The following is a 15,474-nucleotide window of genomic DNA, read 5'->3' as shown; positions in this document are numbered from 1 at the left end:
CGTTTTTGCCGTGCCCGAAAGGGCACGGCAGCCCCACCAAGCAAGCGCTTGCCTTGTCAAACCGAAAATTTCAGCCATCCTTGCCGTGCCGACATCTGTCGGCCTGGCGAAAGGACTGTTCCAGAGTGGTCGCGGGCTGCAAATCACACTTTAGAGGGATCAAGCCGTACTACCTGCTGGCTATAGTCCGTTTAAGGATTTTCAAGAACGGGGCGCACGCACTAAACGGGCGATGCGACTTTGAACGGGGTGGAACGTTGCCATTCCCAGCCGTTGAAAGTGTTCTTGGAAAATACTGACTGCCATAAAAATAAAAGCACATGGAGTAGCGTCGATGACCTCAGCAAACACGTTCTGGCGCCGGGCAAAACTGCCTCTGGCGGTCAGTCTCGCCTCTTCGCTCGCCGGGCCAGCATTCGGCGTCAGTTTCAACATCGGTGAAATCGAGGGCCAGTTCGACTCGTCCCTGTCGGTCGGCGCAAGCTGGTCCACGGCCAAGGCCAACAGGGACCTGATCGGCGTCAACAACGGCGGCAAGGGCCTGTCCCAGACCTCCGACGACGGTCACCTGAACTTCAAGCGCGGGGAAACCTTTTCGAAGATCTTCAAGGGTATCCACGATCTGGAACTCAAGTACGGCGATACCGGCGTGTTTGTGCGCGGCAAGTACTGGTACGACTTCGAACTCAAGGACGAACATCGCCTGTACAAGGACATCAGCGACACTAACCGCAAGGAAGGCGCCCAGTCTTCCGGCGGGCAGATCCTCGATGCCTTCATCTACCACAACTACGCCATTGGCGATCAGCCGGGTTCGGTTCGTCTGGGTAAACAGGTGGTCAGCTGGGGTGAAAGTACCTTCATCCAGGGCGGGATCAACTCGATCAACCCGGTCGACGTGTCGGCGTTCCGTCGTCCTGGTGCCGAGGTCAAGGAAGGCCTGATTCCGGTCAACATGTTCTATGTGTCCCAGAGCCTGACCGACAACCTGTCGGCCGAGGCGTTCTACCAGTTGGAGTGGGACCAGACCGTGGTGGACAACTGCGGTACGTTCTTCTCGCAGCCGGACGTGGTTGCCGATGGTTGCACCGACAACCTGCGAGTGCTGAACAAACGCTCCACGCTCCCGGCGGCCGCCCTGGGCCCAGCGGAGGCGCTGGGCGTCAACGTCAACGAAGAAGGCGTGCTGGTGCGTCGCGGTCCGGATCGTGATGCTCGCGACAGTGGCCAGTGGGGCGTGTCGTTCAAGTACATGTTCGAGCCGCTGGACACCGAGTTTGGTGCCTACTTCATGAACTACCACAGCCGTGCGCCGATTTTCAGTGCCACCGGTGCTCCACAGTCCGTTTTTGACCTGGCAGCAGGACTGCCGCCTGCGTTCGCCGCGCTGTCGCCTCTGCTGGTGGCGGGTAACTCGAACTATTTCATCGAGTACCCTGAAGATATCCGTCTCTACGGTTTGAGTTTCTCCACCACCTTGCCTACCGGTACGGCGTGGAGCGGTGAACTGAGCTATCGTCCGAACGCCCCGGTGCAACTGAGCACCACGGACATTCTTTTCGCCGGTGTGACCCCGCTTCCCGGTCTTGGCAATGCTTCGATCCTCCCTGGCTCGCCGGGTCAGGACCTGCATGGCTATAACCGTAAGGAAATCACTCAGTTCCAGACCACGTTCACCCACTTCCTGGATCAGGTCATGGGCGCCAGCCGTCTGACCCTGGTGGGCGAAGTCGGCGTGACCTACGTGGGCGGCCTGGAAAGCAGGTCCGACGCTCGTTACGGCCGTGACCCGGTGTTTGGTCCGGGGGAACTGCCCAACGGTTTCTGTAACCTGCTCAATGGCTCGACTGCGGCCGGTGGTGGCCAGACCAGTGCCGATGTGAACAGCAACTGCAACAACGACGGCTTCACCACCTCCACTTCCTGGGGCTACCGTGCCCGCGCCATCTGGGAATACCCGGACGTGTTCGCCGGTGTGAACCTCAAGCCCAACGTGGCCTGGTCCCATGACGTCAAAGGCTACTCGCCAGGCCCGGGCGCCAACTTTGAAGAAGGCCGCAAAGCTGTCAGCCTCGGACTGGATGCCGAGTACCAGAACACCTACAACGCGAGCCTGGCCTACACCAACTTCTTTGGTGGCGACTTCAGCACCGTGGACGATCGCGATTTCCTGGCGCTCAGCGTCGGCGTGACCTTCTAAGCACAGTATTTCAGGACGACACACTATGAAAATAACAAAGAGTCTGTTGCAGGTCGGTGTTTTGGGGCTATCCCTGCTGGCCGCCAGCGTCATGGCGGCTGTGCCTGCCGCCGAAGCCGACAAACTGGGCAAAAGCCTGACGCCGATGGGCGCCGAAATGGCCGGCAATGCCGACGGTTCGATCCCGGCCTGGAAACCCATGGCCAAGAACGCCGGCAGCGTGGACAGCAAGGGTTTCCTTTCCGACCCGTACGCCAGTGAAAAGCCGCTGTTCACCATCACTGCGCAGAACGTCGACCAGTACAAAGACAAGCTCGCGCCGGGCCAGTATGCGATGTTCAAGCGTTACCCGGAATCCTTCAAGATGCCGGTCTACCCATCGCATCGCGGCGCCACCGTGCCGGATGACGTGTATGCCTCCATCAAGAAAAACGCGGTGAACACCAAGCTGGTGTCCGGCGGTAACGGTCTGGAGAACTTCGAGACGGCTGTGCCGTTCCCGATTCCCCAGAGCGGTGTGGAAGTGATCTGGAACCATATCACCCGCTATCGCGGCGGCAGCGTGACCCGCCTGGTGACCCAGGCCACGCCGCAGCCCAACGGCTCCTACAGCCTGGTGTACTTCAGGGACCAGTTCGTGTTCCGCGACAAGATGAAGGATTTCGATCCGGCCAACCCTGGCAACATCCTGTTCTACTTCAAGCAGCAAGTCACCGCGCCGGCGCGTCTGGCCGGTGGTGTACTGCTGGTGCACGAAACCCTCGACCAGGTGAAGGAACCGCGTTCTGCGTGGGTCTACAACGCCGGCCAGCGCCGTGTGCGCCGTGCGCCACAGGTCTCCTATGACGGCCCGGGCACCGCTGCCGACGGCCTGCGTACCTCCGACAACCTGGACATGTACAACGGTGCGCCGGATCGCTACGACTGGAAGCTGGTGGGCAAGAAAGAACTGTACATTGCCTCCAACAGCTACAAGATCGATTCGCCTCAGCTCAAGTACGCCGACATCATCAAGGCCGGCCATATCAACCAGGACCTGGCTCGCTACGAGCTGCGTCGGGTCTGGCATGTGACCGCGACCCTGAAGGAAGGCCAACGCCACATCTACGCCAAGCGTGACTTCTACATCGACGAAGACACCTGGCAAGCCGCGGTGATCGACCATTACGACGGTCGTGGCCAACTGTGGCGCGTTGCCGAGGCCCATGCCGAGAACTACTACGACAAGCAAGTGCCGTGGTACGCCCTGGAAACCCTCTACGACCTGCAGTCCGGCCGCTATCTGGCGCTGGGCATGAAGAACGAAGAGAAATCGGCCTACGACTTCGGCTTCACCGCCAGCACCGCCGAGTTCACTCCCAACGCATTGCGCCAGGAGGGTATCCGCTAAACAGCTTCACCCGAGGCCGCATCCTCGAAAAAACGCCCCGACTGGTTCGGGGCGTTTTTTTGCCCAACACAAACCCCCTGTGGCGAGGGGATTTATCCCCGCTGGGCTGCGAAGCAGCCCCAAAAAGCTCTAGCGTTACCTCGCTCCTGCGTGGGAATGATCAAAACTCCCGCGCCACAAGAGCGGTGGCTGCCTGAGTTTTTCGAATCGGTCGGCTTGTAGCCTTTTTGTAGCCATTTGTAGCAACTCCCTTCAATACCTCCTCGTTTACCGCTAGTCTGCGGACATCTGCAACGCCGCCACCCGCATTTCAACAAGAGCCGGCCATGACTGATCTGTCTTCACTCCCGGGTTCTGCCCGCACCGCCGTCGCGGTCCAGGACGGGCGCTTCTACCGCCCGCCCTTGCCTGACGGCCATGTCGTGCGGCCGCGGTTGTGCGAGCGCTTGAGTGCGGGGCTTGGAGGGCGGTTGCTGTTGGTGAGCGCACCGGCGGGGTTCGGCAAAAGCTCACTGGCGGTGGAGTTCTGCCAGAGCCTGCCGGCCTATTGGCAAAGCCTCTGGCTGGGGCTCAGTGCCCGGGACAACGACCCGGGACGCTTTCTGGAACGGCTGCTCGAAGGGCTCCAGGCGTTCTTCCCGCAGTTGGGAGGTCGGGCGTTGGGGCTGCTGAAAATGCGCCAGCGCCACCAACCTTTCGCCTTCGAAGAATGGCTCGACGGCCTGCTGGATGAACTGTCCGCGCATCTGTCGCCGGATACACCCTTGCTGCTGGTGCTCGACGACTACCACCTGGCCCAAAGCCCGGTGCTGGACCGTTGCCTGCAATTTTTCCTTAATCACCTGCCCGAAGGTTTGCTGGTGCTGGTCACCAGTCGGCAGCGCCCGGACTGGCATCTGGCGCGCCTGCGTCTGTCACGCCAATTGCTCGAACTGAACGAGCAGGACTTGCGTCTGACCCATGAAGAAGCCCTGACCCTGCTGCAGCACCACAGCAGTTCGTTGCGCGGGGAAGCCCTGGAGAGCCTGATCCAGCGCAGCGAAGGCTGGGTGGCCGGGCTGCGTTTCTGGTTGCTGGCCGCTTCCGAGGCCGGGACTGAGGGCCGGATGCCCCAGGCTCTGTATGGCGGCGAAGGGCTGATTCGCGATTACCTGCTTGAGGAAGTCATCGACTGTCTGCCCGCCGAAGTGCAGGCGTTTCTCTACGACACCGCGTCCCAGGAGCGTTTCTGCAGCGAACTGTGTGATGCCGTGCGCGAAGCCCATGACAGCGCCGAAATCCTGGAGTATCTGGCGGCGCACCAGGTGTTCCTGGTGCCGCTGGACGAGCATGGCCACTGGTACCGTTACCACCATCTGTTTTCCGATTTGCTGCGCAGCCGTCCCAGTGCGCCGGCCATGGTGCCGGCTGCGACCCTGCACCTGCGGGCCTGCCGCTGGTTCAATGCCCGGGGCTTGATCGACGAGGCCGTGGAGCAGGCGCTGCGGGCCGGGCACCTGGATGTGGCGGCGAACCTGGTGCAGAACCTCTCGGAGGAGCAATTGCTGGCCGAGCAGAACGTCGGCATGTTGCTGCGCTGGAAAATGGACTTGCCCGACAGCCTGCTCATCAGCACACCGCGCTTGATCGTGCTGTACAGCTGGGCGCTGGGGCTGGCCTGCCAGTTGGACGCCGCTGAAGAACTGGCCGCCCACCTGAGCCGGTTCCTGCCGGCGCCTTCGGCCACTGCGCAAAAATCCATGCTTGCCCAATGGCTGGCCCTGAGCGGGATCATTGCCCGTGGCCGTGGGGATCGCGAGGCCACTGTGCGTTACTGCACCGAAGCCCTGGAGAGCCTGCCGCAAAAGCGCTATGGCCAACGTCTGATGTGCCTGTCCACGCTGTCGAACCTGGCGATTGCCGACGGTGACCTGTGGCGCGCCCGGGCCTTGAACCGTGACTCCCTGGAGCTGGCGCAGCGCGTCGGTAACCCGTTGTTCGAGGCCCTGGCCCATTACGACCGCGCCCGGGTGTTGCAAGCGCGAGGGGAGATCCTGCGGGCGCTCGATGAAGTGCGCCAGGGCCTGCAACGCCTGCACGCACTCTCGCCGCAACGGCTGTATGCCGTGCGGGCGCGATTGATTCTGTACGAGGGGTTCCTGCTGACCTTGCGCATGCAGCCCCAGGCCGGCTTGGCGCGGTTGCAGGCCGGTCTTACCGAAGCGCGGGCGTGTCGCGACATCAGCGTGTTGATCGGCCACTGCGTGATCGCGCGGGTTGAAGGCCACGCTCGTGAATTCGCCCGGGCCTTTGCCGAACTGGCCGAAGCCGAGCGCCTGATGCATATCTGGGACGTTCCGCCGATTTATTACCTGGCGATGATCACCCTGGTCAAATGCGAACTCTGGCTGGCCCAGGGCCGTACGGACCTAGCCGAAGCCTGGCTGGCGCGGCTGGGGCAGACCTACACCGGTGAGCGGGCCGCCGCGCCGCCGGAATTCCACCCGCAACTGCCGCTGCACGTCGAACTGCAACAGGCAGTGCTGGAGTCCATCCGCGGCCAGCCCATGTTGGCCGAAGGACGGCTCAATGCCTTGCTTGAACACGGCCAGCAAACCGGCCGGCAGATGCTCAGTGTGATGGCGCTCAACCAGAAGGTCGCCTTGCTGCTGAGCGTCGGCCGCGAACCCGAAGCCCGCAGTACCCTGGCCCAAGCCCTCGAAGCCGCCGCTGGCGGGGTGCTGCAGCCGTTCGAATGGTTGCTGGGCGAACATCGGGAGTGGCTGCGCGAGCAATTGTTGCGCGCCCCCCCCAGCCCCTTGCGCCAGAACCTGCTTGAGCGCTTGCCGTCGACGGTGGCTGCCGATTCACCGGCCCCCGTCGAAACCCTCAGCAGTCGCGAGCGGGCGGTGCTGCAATTGATTGCCCAGGGCTGTTCGAACCAGGAAATCAGCGAGCAGTTGTTCATCTCACTGCACACGGTCAAGACCCACGCCAGCCACATCAACAGCAAACTCGGCGTGGAGCGCCGCACCCAGGCCGTGGCGCGGGCGAAGGTGCTGGGGTTGTTGGGCTAGGACTGGTTACTTGTGCCAAGCAGTTGGCCAGCGATAAGGAATGCTTGATGTTACCCCTGTACAAAACCATCCCATCCCCCGTGGGCCAACTGATCCTCGTCGCCCGGGATACAAAACTGGCGGCCATCCTCTGGGAAAACGAGCGTCTCAACCGCGTGCGCCTGGGGCCTTTGGAAGAGGACAGCCAGCATCCGGTCCTCAAGGAAACCGAGCGCCAGCTCATGGAGTATTTCGCCGGCCAGCGCCGCCGTTTCGACCTGGCGCTGGACTTTGCCGGCACCGACTTCCAAGTCCGGGTCTGGCAGGCGCTGCTGAGCATTCCGTTCGGTGAAACCCGCAGCTATCGCGACATCGCCATCCAGATCGGCCAACCCACGGCGGTGCGGGCGGTAGGCGCCGCCAACGGCCGCAACCCCATCTCCATCATCGCCCCCTGCCACCGCGTCATCGGCACCTCCGGCAGCCTTACCGGCTTTGCGGGCGGCCTTGCGGCCAAACAGTTCCTGCTGAGCCTGGAAGGTCAGCAGACGCTGCAGTTGGTGTTTTGAGTTATTTCATTTGGCCGCAAACCCATAACACTGCAAATCCCTTGTGGGAGCGAGCCTGCTCGCGATAGCGGAAGGTCAGCTTGCAAGGATGTTGGATGGGCCTGCGCTATCGCGAGCAGGCTCGCTCCCACACAGGACTCACTCGGTTCAGGCCGAAGGCTCTTGCGGCGCCAGCATGCGCGTCGGCGGTTGGCCGTTGGCGTTGTGCTGGAATATCTGCGTCGGCTGCCCCTGTTCATTGAAGAACACCTGCCCGATCCCCGCCGAGTTCCACAACCGCTCTCCCGCCTCGGCGTGTTCGGGGGTGTGAGGAATGATGCGCATGCTGCGACGCTTGGTGAACCAGTTCAGGGGCGAGCGGGGAGAGTAGAGCCAACGGTTCAGACGATCGAACCATTCCAGCAGCGCCGGCGGGAACTCATTCTTGATGCCGCTGCTGGTGATCTGCCAGATGCGCGGGCCGCCCTTACGGTGTGGGATCAGCACCTCATAGACGAAGGAATAATGCACATCCCCGGACAGCACCACGTAATTACCGGGCGTGCGTGAGTGCCGGAAAATGTTCAGGATTACTTGCGCCGCGCCGCGATGGGCCATCCAATTTTCCGCGTCCACCAGCAGCGGATAACCGCACCAACTGAACACCCGTTGCACGGTTTCGATCAGCTTCACACCGAAGATCGGCGCCGGTGAAACGATAATCGCCGAGGGATGATCCAGCAGTTCCTGCTGAAGTTCGCTCAGGGCTTCCCAATCGAGCAGTCCCGAAGGCTGCTTGAGGTTGCGCTCGCTGCGCCAGCGGCGGGTGCGGGTGTCGAGCACCACCAGGGCCGGGGTGGTCGGCAACACGTAGTGCCATTGCTGGAAACCCAGCAGCGTGTCGATCAGTTTGTCCTGTGGGCCGCTGTCCAGGTAGCGGTCCCGGGCGGTGTCGCTCAGGGCCAGGGTTTGCTGGATCACCTCATCAAACGCGTCCGGGTTGTTGCCCCAGCCCTGGCAGAGCATGTAGGCGATCAACGCGTTGCCGATGATGCGCTTGGAGAACGGGTGGCCGTAGGCCGTTTCTTCCCACTGCGCGGATAGATTCCAGTCATCGGTGATGTCGTGATCGTCGAAAATCATCAGGCACGACAGGTGTGCAAACACCCGCGCCGCGCCCCCAAGACCGGTCTTGAAACCCTCGATGCGCTGCTGTTCCAGCGCATAGCGCTGGCGCCGCTCGGCGGTCAGTTCCGGCGGTTGCGGGTCGATCAGGGTCCACGGCACGGGTGACCACACCAGCAAATACATCGCCATCACTTCAGCGAAGGTCACCAGATGATTGTCGGCGCTGCTGCTGGTGAATATCGGCTTGCGGGCCCCGCCGAAAAAACGCTCGCGCAGGGTTTCATTGCTTTCCAGCGCCGGTAATAAATCGGCGCGGTGGTAGTAGCTGGCCGGGTGTTCATAGAGCTTGGCGCTGTCTTCAACCACCGCGCCGTCCAGGCATTCCTCGAACAGCCCCAGCCGCTCGATCAACGCATGAATCGCCCGCAGCATGGGCCCGGCGACGTCATCGGCATAGACCTGATCGCCGCTCATCATCAACAACGCCGGACGCTGCTGTGGGGCTTGTGCCAACAGCCGGTCGACGCAGAGCAAGCCGTCGTGGGTCGGGTAGTGGGGTTTGCGGCAGGAGCCATGGACCAATTGATCGATACGCGAATGCAGGACGAAGTTCGGGCACTGCGCCTGGCCATACAACAGATGGGGCGCCCATTCGGCAATGGGCGCGCCGTCCACCAGCAGGTCGTAGTCAATCACCACGTCCTGGGGCAGGGCGGTGTCGAGTCGTACATCGATCAGGTGCACAAAGGCCTGCTGCCCCACCGGCACTACGGTGCAGCGCGGGGCATCCAGCGTGAGATCGCCCACACCGTCCACACGCAGCGTCAACGTGAGGGGGCGTGTACCCACCAGCCACATCACCAGCCGTGTGGGCTCCAGTCGCCGCAGCAGCGGGCCGACCAGGACAGGGGGCAGGGCAGGGGAGATGTCAGATGAGGACGGCAACATTCGCAGGTAAAGCTCTGGCTCCGATGGAGGCGGGGATCATAACGCAATGCGCTGGAGAACTGGGACTCGGTGAAAAGGCGACGTGCTCCAGCTCTTGTGGCGAGGGAGCAAGCTCCCTCGCCACAAGGTTCACCGGGCTTTGCTGCATCACTGCGCCTGGTTGGAAGCTTCAGCGGCTTTAATCAAATCCGGCCCAATCTCTTTTTCAAACTTTGCCCACACCGGTTTCATCTTCTCGCGCCAGGCGTTGCGCTGCTGGGGGGTGAGGCTGATGATCTCGGTGGTCCCGGCGTCGAGGATGAACTGCTTGTCCTGCTGGTTCAGTCGGTCCGCCTCACTGTTTGCATAGGCGGTGGCCTCGACCACGATCTTGTCCAGTTCGGTGCGGATATCCGGCGGCAGGCCGTTCCAGAAGTCGGACGAGGCGATCAGCATGTAGTCGAGAATGCCGTGGTTGGATTCGGTGATGTACTTCTGCACTTGATGCTGTTTCTGGTTGTAGAAGTTTGAGTAGGTGTTTTCCGTACCGTTGACCAAACCGGTGCGCAGGCCCTGGTATACCACAGAGAAAATCATCGGTTGGGGGATGGCGCTCACGGCTTTGAATTGTTCTTCCAGCACGGCCGAACTCTGCACCCGGAACTTCAAGCCACGGGCATCCTCGGGTACACGCAGTGGTTTGTTGGCCGACAACTGCTTCATGCCGTTGTGCCAATAGGCCAGGCCAGTGACGTTCTTGCTTTCCATGGACTTGAGCAGTTTCTGGCCTTCCGGGCTCTGCTGGAAGCGGTCCACCGCGGCAATGTCGTTGAACAGAAACGGCAAGTCGAACAACTGCACGGATCGGGTGTACTGATCGAACTTGGCCAGCGAGCGCGCAATGATCTGCACGTCACCCAGCAGCAGCGCTTCCATCTCCTTGTCATCGCCAAACAACGTGGAGTTGGGATACACCTCGACCTTCACCCGGCCTGGCAATCGTTCATCCGCCAGTTTCTTGAACATCAACGCGCCCTGGCCCTTGGGCGTTTGCTCGGCCACGACATGGGAAAACTTGATCACGATCGGTTCAGCCGCCATGGCTGAGCCTAGCAGGCTGAAACTCAAGGTACAGACGAGCGCTTTGCAAAGAGGTTTTAGCATGGTGAGGCTTCCCTTTTATTGGTCGACGGTGCGACACGCAGGCTTAGCCCGACAGCGCAGTGGCGAGGGAACAAATGCCCTCGCCGCTGCGCCTGTCTTGAGTCGGGGCTAGCTCATCCCCAACCAGTTCGGCAAGGCCAGCGAGATCCATGGCACATAGGTAATCAGCATCAGGAACGCCAGCAGGAGCATCAGCCATGGCATAGCTGCGCGGATGGTGGCGGGCAGCGACATGCCGGTCACCGCCGAGGTGACGAACAGGTTCAGCCCCACCGGAGGCGTGATCAGGCCGATCTCCAGGTTCACCACCATGATGATGCCCAGGTGGATTGGGTCGATGCCCAGTTGCATGGCGATAGGGAACAGGATCGGCGCCAGGATCAGGATGATCGCCGAAGGCTCCATGAACGCACCGGCAATCAACAGCACGATGTTCACCACCAGCAGGAAGGTCACCGGCGTCAGCCCGGCATCGATCACCCAAGCGGTGATTTGCTGCGGCAGTTGCTCGGTGGTCAGCACATGGGCGAAGAGCATGGCGTTGGCAATGATGAACATCAGCATGATGCTCAGCTTGGCCGATTCGAGCAGCACTTTGGGCGTCTCACGGAACGTGAGGTCCTTGTAGACGAACAGTGCGATGAAGGCTGAATACACCGCCGCCACCGCAGCCGCTTCGGTGGGTGTGAACATCCCGGAATAGATCCCGCCGAGGATGATCACCATCAGCAGCAGACCCCAGAGGGCCTTGCGCGCCGTGGACAGCCATTCGCGCAACGTTGCCCGAGGCAGGGCCGGCAGGTTTTTCTTCACGGCGACGATATAGATCGCCACCATCAACGATAAACCCAGCAGCAGGCCCGGGATCACCCCGGCCATGAACAGCTTGCCCACCGAGGTTTCGGTCGCGGCGGCGTACACCACCATCACGATCGACGGCGGAATCAGGATGCCCAAGGTGCCGGCGTTGCAGACGATGCCGGCGCCGAACGCCTGTGGATAACCCGAGCGCACCATACCGGCAATGGCGATGGAACCGACCGCCGCCACCGTCGCAGGGCTTGAACCCGACAACGCGGCAAACAGCATGCACGCCAGTACCGCCGCAATCGCCAGACCGCCACGGATATGCCCGACGCAGGCGTTGGCAAAGTCGATCAGGCGTCGCGCCACGCCACCGGTGGTCATGAACGCACCGGCCAGCAGGAAGAACGGAATCGCCAGCAGTGTGTAGTGCTCAGAGGTTTCGAACAGCTTGATCGCCAGGGAGCGCACTGAGTCCGGGCTGAAGAAAATGATGGTCAGCGAACCGGCCAGCCCCAACGAAATGGCGATGGGCACGCCGATAAACATCAGCACGAACAGCGCCACGAACAGGAAGGCAATGGTCATGGCTTGTCTTCCTCGTGTTCAGTCAATTTGATGGCTTCGGCCGCTTCATCGGCCAGGCCCAAGCCGGTCTGACGATTCATCAGGATGCGCACGAGAATTTCCGCGAAACGGATAAACACCAACGCAAAACCCACCGGCACGATCAGGCCGATGTGCCATTGCATGATGCCGAAGTGGCCCAGGTCCTCTGCGCCGATCTGCGCGATCATCAGGGTATTGATCCACTCGTAACTGGCGACGGCCAGCAGCCCGGCGTAAGTCAGGCAGCACAGGCAAGCGATCACGCCGATAAAGCGTTGTACCGGTTTGCTCGCCAGTTTCACCAGCGCATCCACGCCGATATGCCCGGCCGTGCGCACGCCGTAGGACAACCCGAAAAAGATCAGCCAGCCAAACAGGGCCTTGGTCAGCGAGCTGCTCCAGGTCATGGCCTGGGCCATGCCCATGATGCTGTCACCAATGGCGAACGCCGGCTCACTGGCGGCTGGCCAGTTGTCACCGAGGCTGTAAAAAACGGTGTAGAGGTTGTTGAGCACCACGTAGACGAAAGTAACCAGCGTCATGGCGGCCAGAAGAAAGGCAATGAAACCTTCCTCGAAGTGTTCCCAGATGCGCCGAAGGGCGTTCATGGATGACATCTCCTGCAGGGGGGACGACAGGCCGGCGCTGCCAGGGCGGCAGCACCGGCCAACCCATTACTGAGCCTTGTTGGAGGCTTCGGCGGCTTTGATCAGATCAGCACCGATGTCACCTTCAAACTTCTTCCACACCGGCTTCATCTTGTCGCGCCACTCGCCGCGCTCTTCAGGCGTGAGGGTGATGATTTCGGTGGTCTTGGCGTCCAGGATGCGCTGCTTGTCTTTCTGGTTCAGTTGCGCCGCCTCGTTGTTCACGTGGGTGGTGACTTCAACCAGAATCTTGTCCAGTTCGGTACGGATGTCAGGTTGCAGGCCGTTCCAGAACTTGGTGTTGGTGATCAGCATGTAGTCGAGTACACCGTGGTTGGACTCGGTGATGTACTTCTGTACTTCATGCATTTTCTGGCTGTAGATGTTCGAGTACGGGTTTTCCGCACCGTTGACCACGCCAGTCTGCAGGCCTTGGTAGACCTCGGCGAAACTCATTTTGCGCGGGTTGGCGTTCACCGCCTTGAACTGCTCTTCCAGCACGGCCGAGGCCTGCACGCGGAACTTCAGGCCACGGGCATCCTTGGGTTCACGCAGTGGCTTGTTCGCCGACAACTGCTTCATGCCGTTGTGCCAATAGGCCAGGCCGGTGATGTTCTTGCTTTCCATGGACTTGAGCAGCTTCTGGCCTTCAGGGCTCAACTGGAAGCGGTCCACAGCGGAGATGTCATCGAACAGAAACGGCAGGTCGAACAACTGCACGGACTTGGTGTAGTGCTCGAACTTGGCCAGCGACGGCGCAATCATCTGCACGTCGCCCAGCAGCAGGGCTTCCATTTCCTTGCCATCGCCGAACAGCGAGGAGTTGGGGTACACCTCGACCTTCACTTTGCCTGGCAGACGCTCTTCCACGAGCTTCTTGAACATCAGTGCGCCCTGGCCCTTGGGCGTTTGTTCGGCTACTACGTGGGAGAACTTGATGACGACAGGATCCGCCGCCATGGCCGTGCTCAACGCACTGAGTGCCAGCGTACAGGCGAGCGCTTTCCAGATAGGTTTGAACATTGTGGGGTTTCCTCTTTTGTTTTTGTATTTATCGTGCGGGCTCATTCAAAACGCAGCGCACGGCGGGACAGTTGCAAGTCTAGGCAGAAAAACAGTTTGCCGGGGGATTGTGACGGTCAGTGCGGGAAAATCGCGAGTATTGGCTAACGCCTCAAAAGGGTGCGTTAGAGCCTTCCAGGGCTGGGACGACAACCATCGGGACCGAAACAGGGCGAAAGGTTTCAGCCTGCAACCGTAACGGGGGTCAGGAAACCATAAAAGCGAAATAATGGCTACTGGCCTGTTCGCTGGCCACGCATCGGGTGTCGGGGGATTTAGCCCGGTGAGACGGCGAAATGCTCGGTCATGGCCTTGTGATGTTACTCCTGGCTGCGCGAGAATCCCCGCGCCCGTCTCGATATGGGCCCAGGAAGCCTGGAACGCTTTTCAACCCCACAAGGATTTACGGATGATCGATTTCAACAACAAAGGCTTCTTCAAGCTCAAGCAGAACGATGAATACGCCGAACGCGTAACAGCGCTGCTGCTGGATGGTGAACAGGTCATCGACGCCTATAAGTCCATGCGCGACGGCGTAGTCTTCACCAACAAGCGCATCATCGCGGTGAACGTGCAAGGCATCACCGGCAGCAAAAAGGACTTCACCTCTCTGCCTTATAAGAACATCGTGGCCTACTCGGTAGAAACCTCCGGTACCTTCGACCTGGATTCGGAACTGGAGATTTACTTTTCATCCCTGGGCAAGGTGAAGTTTGAATTCACCGGCAAGACGGGCATCGTCGAAATATCGAAGCTGATCTCCAGGCATCTTTTGGCCTGATGTCAGCGGACCCTGAATGAATACGAAAACTCGATGGGTGAAGTGACGCCTGTTACGTTGAGCATTCAAGCGGCAGGGTGACAGCCACATGCCACTTCAATGAGGGGCATGTGGCGAGTTCTTCGGGACCGTTCATTTGCAGTACATGTCGGTCACTATTTTGCTGCTGGAGTTGTCGGTAACCACAGTGAGACGATCATTTCTCAAGTCCTTGGTCATGACGACTCCGGTGACCCTGACCGCTTCCAGGTTCAGTTGCGTTACGTACTCTTCTTCGGACAGAGCCGTTTCCCCCATCCCCCCTGGTTTCAACTCCTTGGCTTGCGCGACCTTGTCCGCGCTGCAAGGCTCGCGTCCTGCCGCGAAAGCTTGAAAAGTCATGCCGCTCAATAATAGGGAAAGAGCCAGTAGGGTCGGTTTAGTGGGACAGTATCTTGTGTTCATCATGAACTCCTTGCGGGTCATCGAAGATTGGCTTCGCATACTTGCGAGGCTGGATCAGGTTAGAAGTGAGCCGCAGTGAGGACCACTGTCATATCTGACAGTAGCCAAGACCTGATGGAAGTAAGTGAATACGGATTTTGTATTGGAACGCTATAAGCGAAAGCCCGCCACACATCCCCTGTGGGAGCGAGCCTGCTCGCGATGACGGCGGCCCATTCAGCACCACCGGTTCAGGCAGACCGCCATCGCGAGCAAGCTCGCTCCCACAGTTTTGATTGACGGTGTTCACGAATTTTGTGTCCGCAACACATCCCCTGTGGGAGCGAGCTTGCTCGCGATGACGGCGGCCCATCCAACATCACCGTTTCAGACAGGCCGCTATCGCGAGCAAGCTCGCTCCCACAGTTTTGATCGCGGTGTTCACAGATTCTATGCCCGCCACAGATCCCCTGTGGGAGCGAGCCTGCTCGCGATGACGGCGGCCCATCCAACATCACCGGTTCAGACAGACCCCTATCGCGAGCAAGCTCGCTCACACAGTTTTGATTGGTGGTGTTCACGAATTTTGTGCCCGCCACAGATCCCCTGTGGGAGCGAGCCTGCTCGCGATGACGGCGGCCCATCCAACATCACCGGTTCAGACAGACCCCTATCGCGAGCAAGCTCGCTCCCACAGTTTTGATCGCGGTGTTCACAGATTCTATGCCCGCCACAGATCCCCTGTGGGAGCGAGCT

11 protein-coding genes are annotated in these 15,474 nt (G+C 60.4%); 5 read left to right on the top strand and 6 right to left on the bottom strand.

What is annotated here, in order from left to right:
* Positions 1 to 334: 334 nt before the first annotated feature.
* The 4 genes from T3A99_RS17225 (at position 335) to T3A99_RS17210 (ending at position 7,194) form a co-directional block, all read left to right on the top strand.
* Positions 335 to 2,200 (top strand): DUF1302 domain-containing protein, encoded by a 1,866-nt coding sequence (locus tag T3A99_RS17225; protein ID WP_047229432.1) that lies wholly within the window; start codon positions 335 to 337, stop codon positions 2,198 to 2,200.
* 25 nt (positions 2,201 to 2,225) lie between these two features.
* Complete coding sequence (locus T3A99_RS17220; RefSeq protein ID WP_047229433.1) at positions 2,226 to 3,590, top strand: DUF1329 domain-containing protein; 1,365 nt, start codon at positions 2,226 to 2,228, stop codon at positions 3,588 to 3,590.
* A gap of 326 nt (positions 3,591 to 3,916) precedes the next feature.
* Positions 3,917 to 6,646: a LuxR C-terminal-related transcriptional regulator gene (locus tag T3A99_RS17215; protein WP_322834602.1), complete on the top strand. Its 2,730-nt coding sequence runs from the start codon at positions 3,917 to 3,919 to the stop codon at positions 6,644 to 6,646.
* Positions 6,647 to 6,693: 47 nt separating this feature from the next.
* Positions 6,694 to 7,194, top strand: a complete 501-nt coding sequence (locus tag T3A99_RS17210) for a methylated-DNA--[protein]-cysteine S-methyltransferase (RefSeq protein WP_076386269.1) — start codon at positions 6,694 to 6,696, stop codon at positions 7,192 to 7,194.
* Positions 7,195 to 7,341: 147 nt separating this feature from the next.
* Here T3A99_RS17210 and T3A99_RS17205 read toward each other — a convergent pair whose 3' ends face one another.
* The 5 genes from T3A99_RS17205 to T3A99_RS17185 all read right to left on the bottom strand — a co-directional run bounded on the left by T3A99_RS17205 (position 7,342) and on the right by T3A99_RS17185 (position 13,475).
* Complete coding sequence (locus tag T3A99_RS17205) at positions 7,342 to 9,249, bottom strand: alkaline phosphatase D family protein (RefSeq protein WP_322834601.1); 1,908 nt, start codon at positions 9,247 to 9,249, stop codon at positions 7,342 to 7,344.
* Positions 9,250 to 9,396: 147 nt separating this feature from the next.
* Complete coding sequence (locus T3A99_RS17200) at positions 9,397 to 10,392, bottom strand: TRAP transporter substrate-binding protein (protein WP_160893504.1); 996 nt, start codon at positions 10,390 to 10,392, stop codon at positions 9,397 to 9,399.
* A 108-nt stretch (positions 10,393 to 10,500) separates the two neighbouring features.
* Positions 10,501 to 11,784 (bottom strand): C4-dicarboxylate TRAP transporter large permease protein DctM, encoded by a 1,284-nt coding sequence (dctM, locus tag T3A99_RS17195; protein ID WP_322834600.1) that lies wholly within the window; start codon positions 11,782 to 11,784, stop codon positions 10,501 to 10,503.
* Positions 11,781 to 12,413: a TRAP transporter small permease gene (locus tag T3A99_RS17190; protein ID WP_047229439.1), complete on the bottom strand. Its 633-nt coding sequence runs from the start codon at positions 12,411 to 12,413 to the stop codon at positions 11,781 to 11,783. The genes dctM and T3A99_RS17190 overlap by 4 nt, the downstream gene beginning before the upstream one ends.
* Positions 12,414 to 12,479: 66 nt before the next feature.
* Positions 12,480 to 13,475, bottom strand: coding sequence for a TRAP transporter substrate-binding protein (locus T3A99_RS17185; RefSeq protein ID WP_047229440.1), 996 nt, complete (start codon positions 13,473 to 13,475; stop codon positions 12,480 to 12,482).
* Between the two features lie 448 nt (positions 13,476 to 13,923).
* Here T3A99_RS17185 and T3A99_RS17180 point away from each other — a divergent pair, with 448 nt between their 5' ends.
* The gene (locus T3A99_RS17180) at positions 13,924 to 14,295 is read left to right on the top strand and encodes a PH domain-containing protein (RefSeq protein WP_047229441.1); all 372 of its coding nucleotides are present in this window, start codon (positions 13,924 to 13,926) and stop codon (positions 14,293 to 14,295) included.
* Positions 14,296 to 14,427: 132 nt separating this feature from the next.
* Here T3A99_RS17180 and T3A99_RS17175 read toward each other — a convergent pair whose 3' ends face one another.
* Positions 14,428 to 14,739, bottom strand: a complete 312-nt coding sequence (locus tag T3A99_RS17175; RefSeq protein ID WP_047229442.1) for a hypothetical protein — start codon at positions 14,737 to 14,739, stop codon at positions 14,428 to 14,430.
* Positions 14,740 to 15,474 lie beyond the last annotated feature (735 nt).

This window comes from Pseudomonas sp. N-137, assembly GCF_034555295.1.
GTDB classification, from domain to species: Bacteria; Pseudomonadota; Gammaproteobacteria; order Pseudomonadales; family Pseudomonadaceae; genus Aquipseudomonas; species Aquipseudomonas rhizophila.
The sequence above is the reverse complement of the archived record's forward strand: the minus strand, read 5'-3'. Positions and strand labels throughout refer to the sequence as shown.

Bases quoted from the DNA above. Each gene is read 5' to 3' on its own strand.
- T3A99_RS17180 (WP_047229441.1), top strand. From the start codon at position 13,924: ATGATCGATTTCAACAACAAAGGCTTCTTCAAGCTCAAGCAGAACGAT.
- T3A99_RS17190 (WP_047229439.1), bottom strand. From the start codon at position 12,413: ATGAACGCCCTTCGGCGCATCTGGGAACACTTCGAGGAAGGTTTCATT.
- T3A99_RS17185 (WP_047229440.1), bottom strand. From the start codon at position 13,475: ATGTTCAAACCTATCTGGAAAGCGCTCGCCTGTACGCTGGCACTCAGT.
- T3A99_RS17215 (WP_322834602.1), top strand. From the start codon at position 3,917: ATGACTGATCTGTCTTCACTCCCGGGTTCTGCCCGCACCGCCGTCGCG.
- T3A99_RS17200 (WP_160893504.1), bottom strand. From the start codon at position 10,392: ATGCTAAAACCTCTTTGCAAAGCGCTCGTCTGTACCTTGAGTTTCAGC.
- T3A99_RS17175 (WP_047229442.1), bottom strand. From the start codon at position 14,739: ATGAACACAAGATACTGTCCCACTAAACCGACCCTACTGGCTCTTTCC.
- T3A99_RS17210 (WP_076386269.1), top strand. From the start codon at position 6,694: ATGTTACCCCTGTACAAAACCATCCCATCCCCCGTGGGCCAACTGATC.
- T3A99_RS17220 (WP_047229433.1), top strand. From the start codon at position 2,226: ATGAAAATAACAAAGAGTCTGTTGCAGGTCGGTGTTTTGGGGCTATCC.
- T3A99_RS17225 (WP_047229432.1), top strand. From the start codon at position 335: ATGACCTCAGCAAACACGTTCTGGCGCCGGGCAAAACTGCCTCTGGCG.
- dctM (WP_322834600.1), bottom strand. From the start codon at position 11,784: ATGACCATTGCCTTCCTGTTCGTGGCGCTGTTCGTGCTGATGTTTATC.
- T3A99_RS17205 (WP_322834601.1), bottom strand. From the start codon at position 9,249: ATGTTGCCGTCCTCATCTGACATCTCCCCTGCCCTGCCCCCTGTCCTG.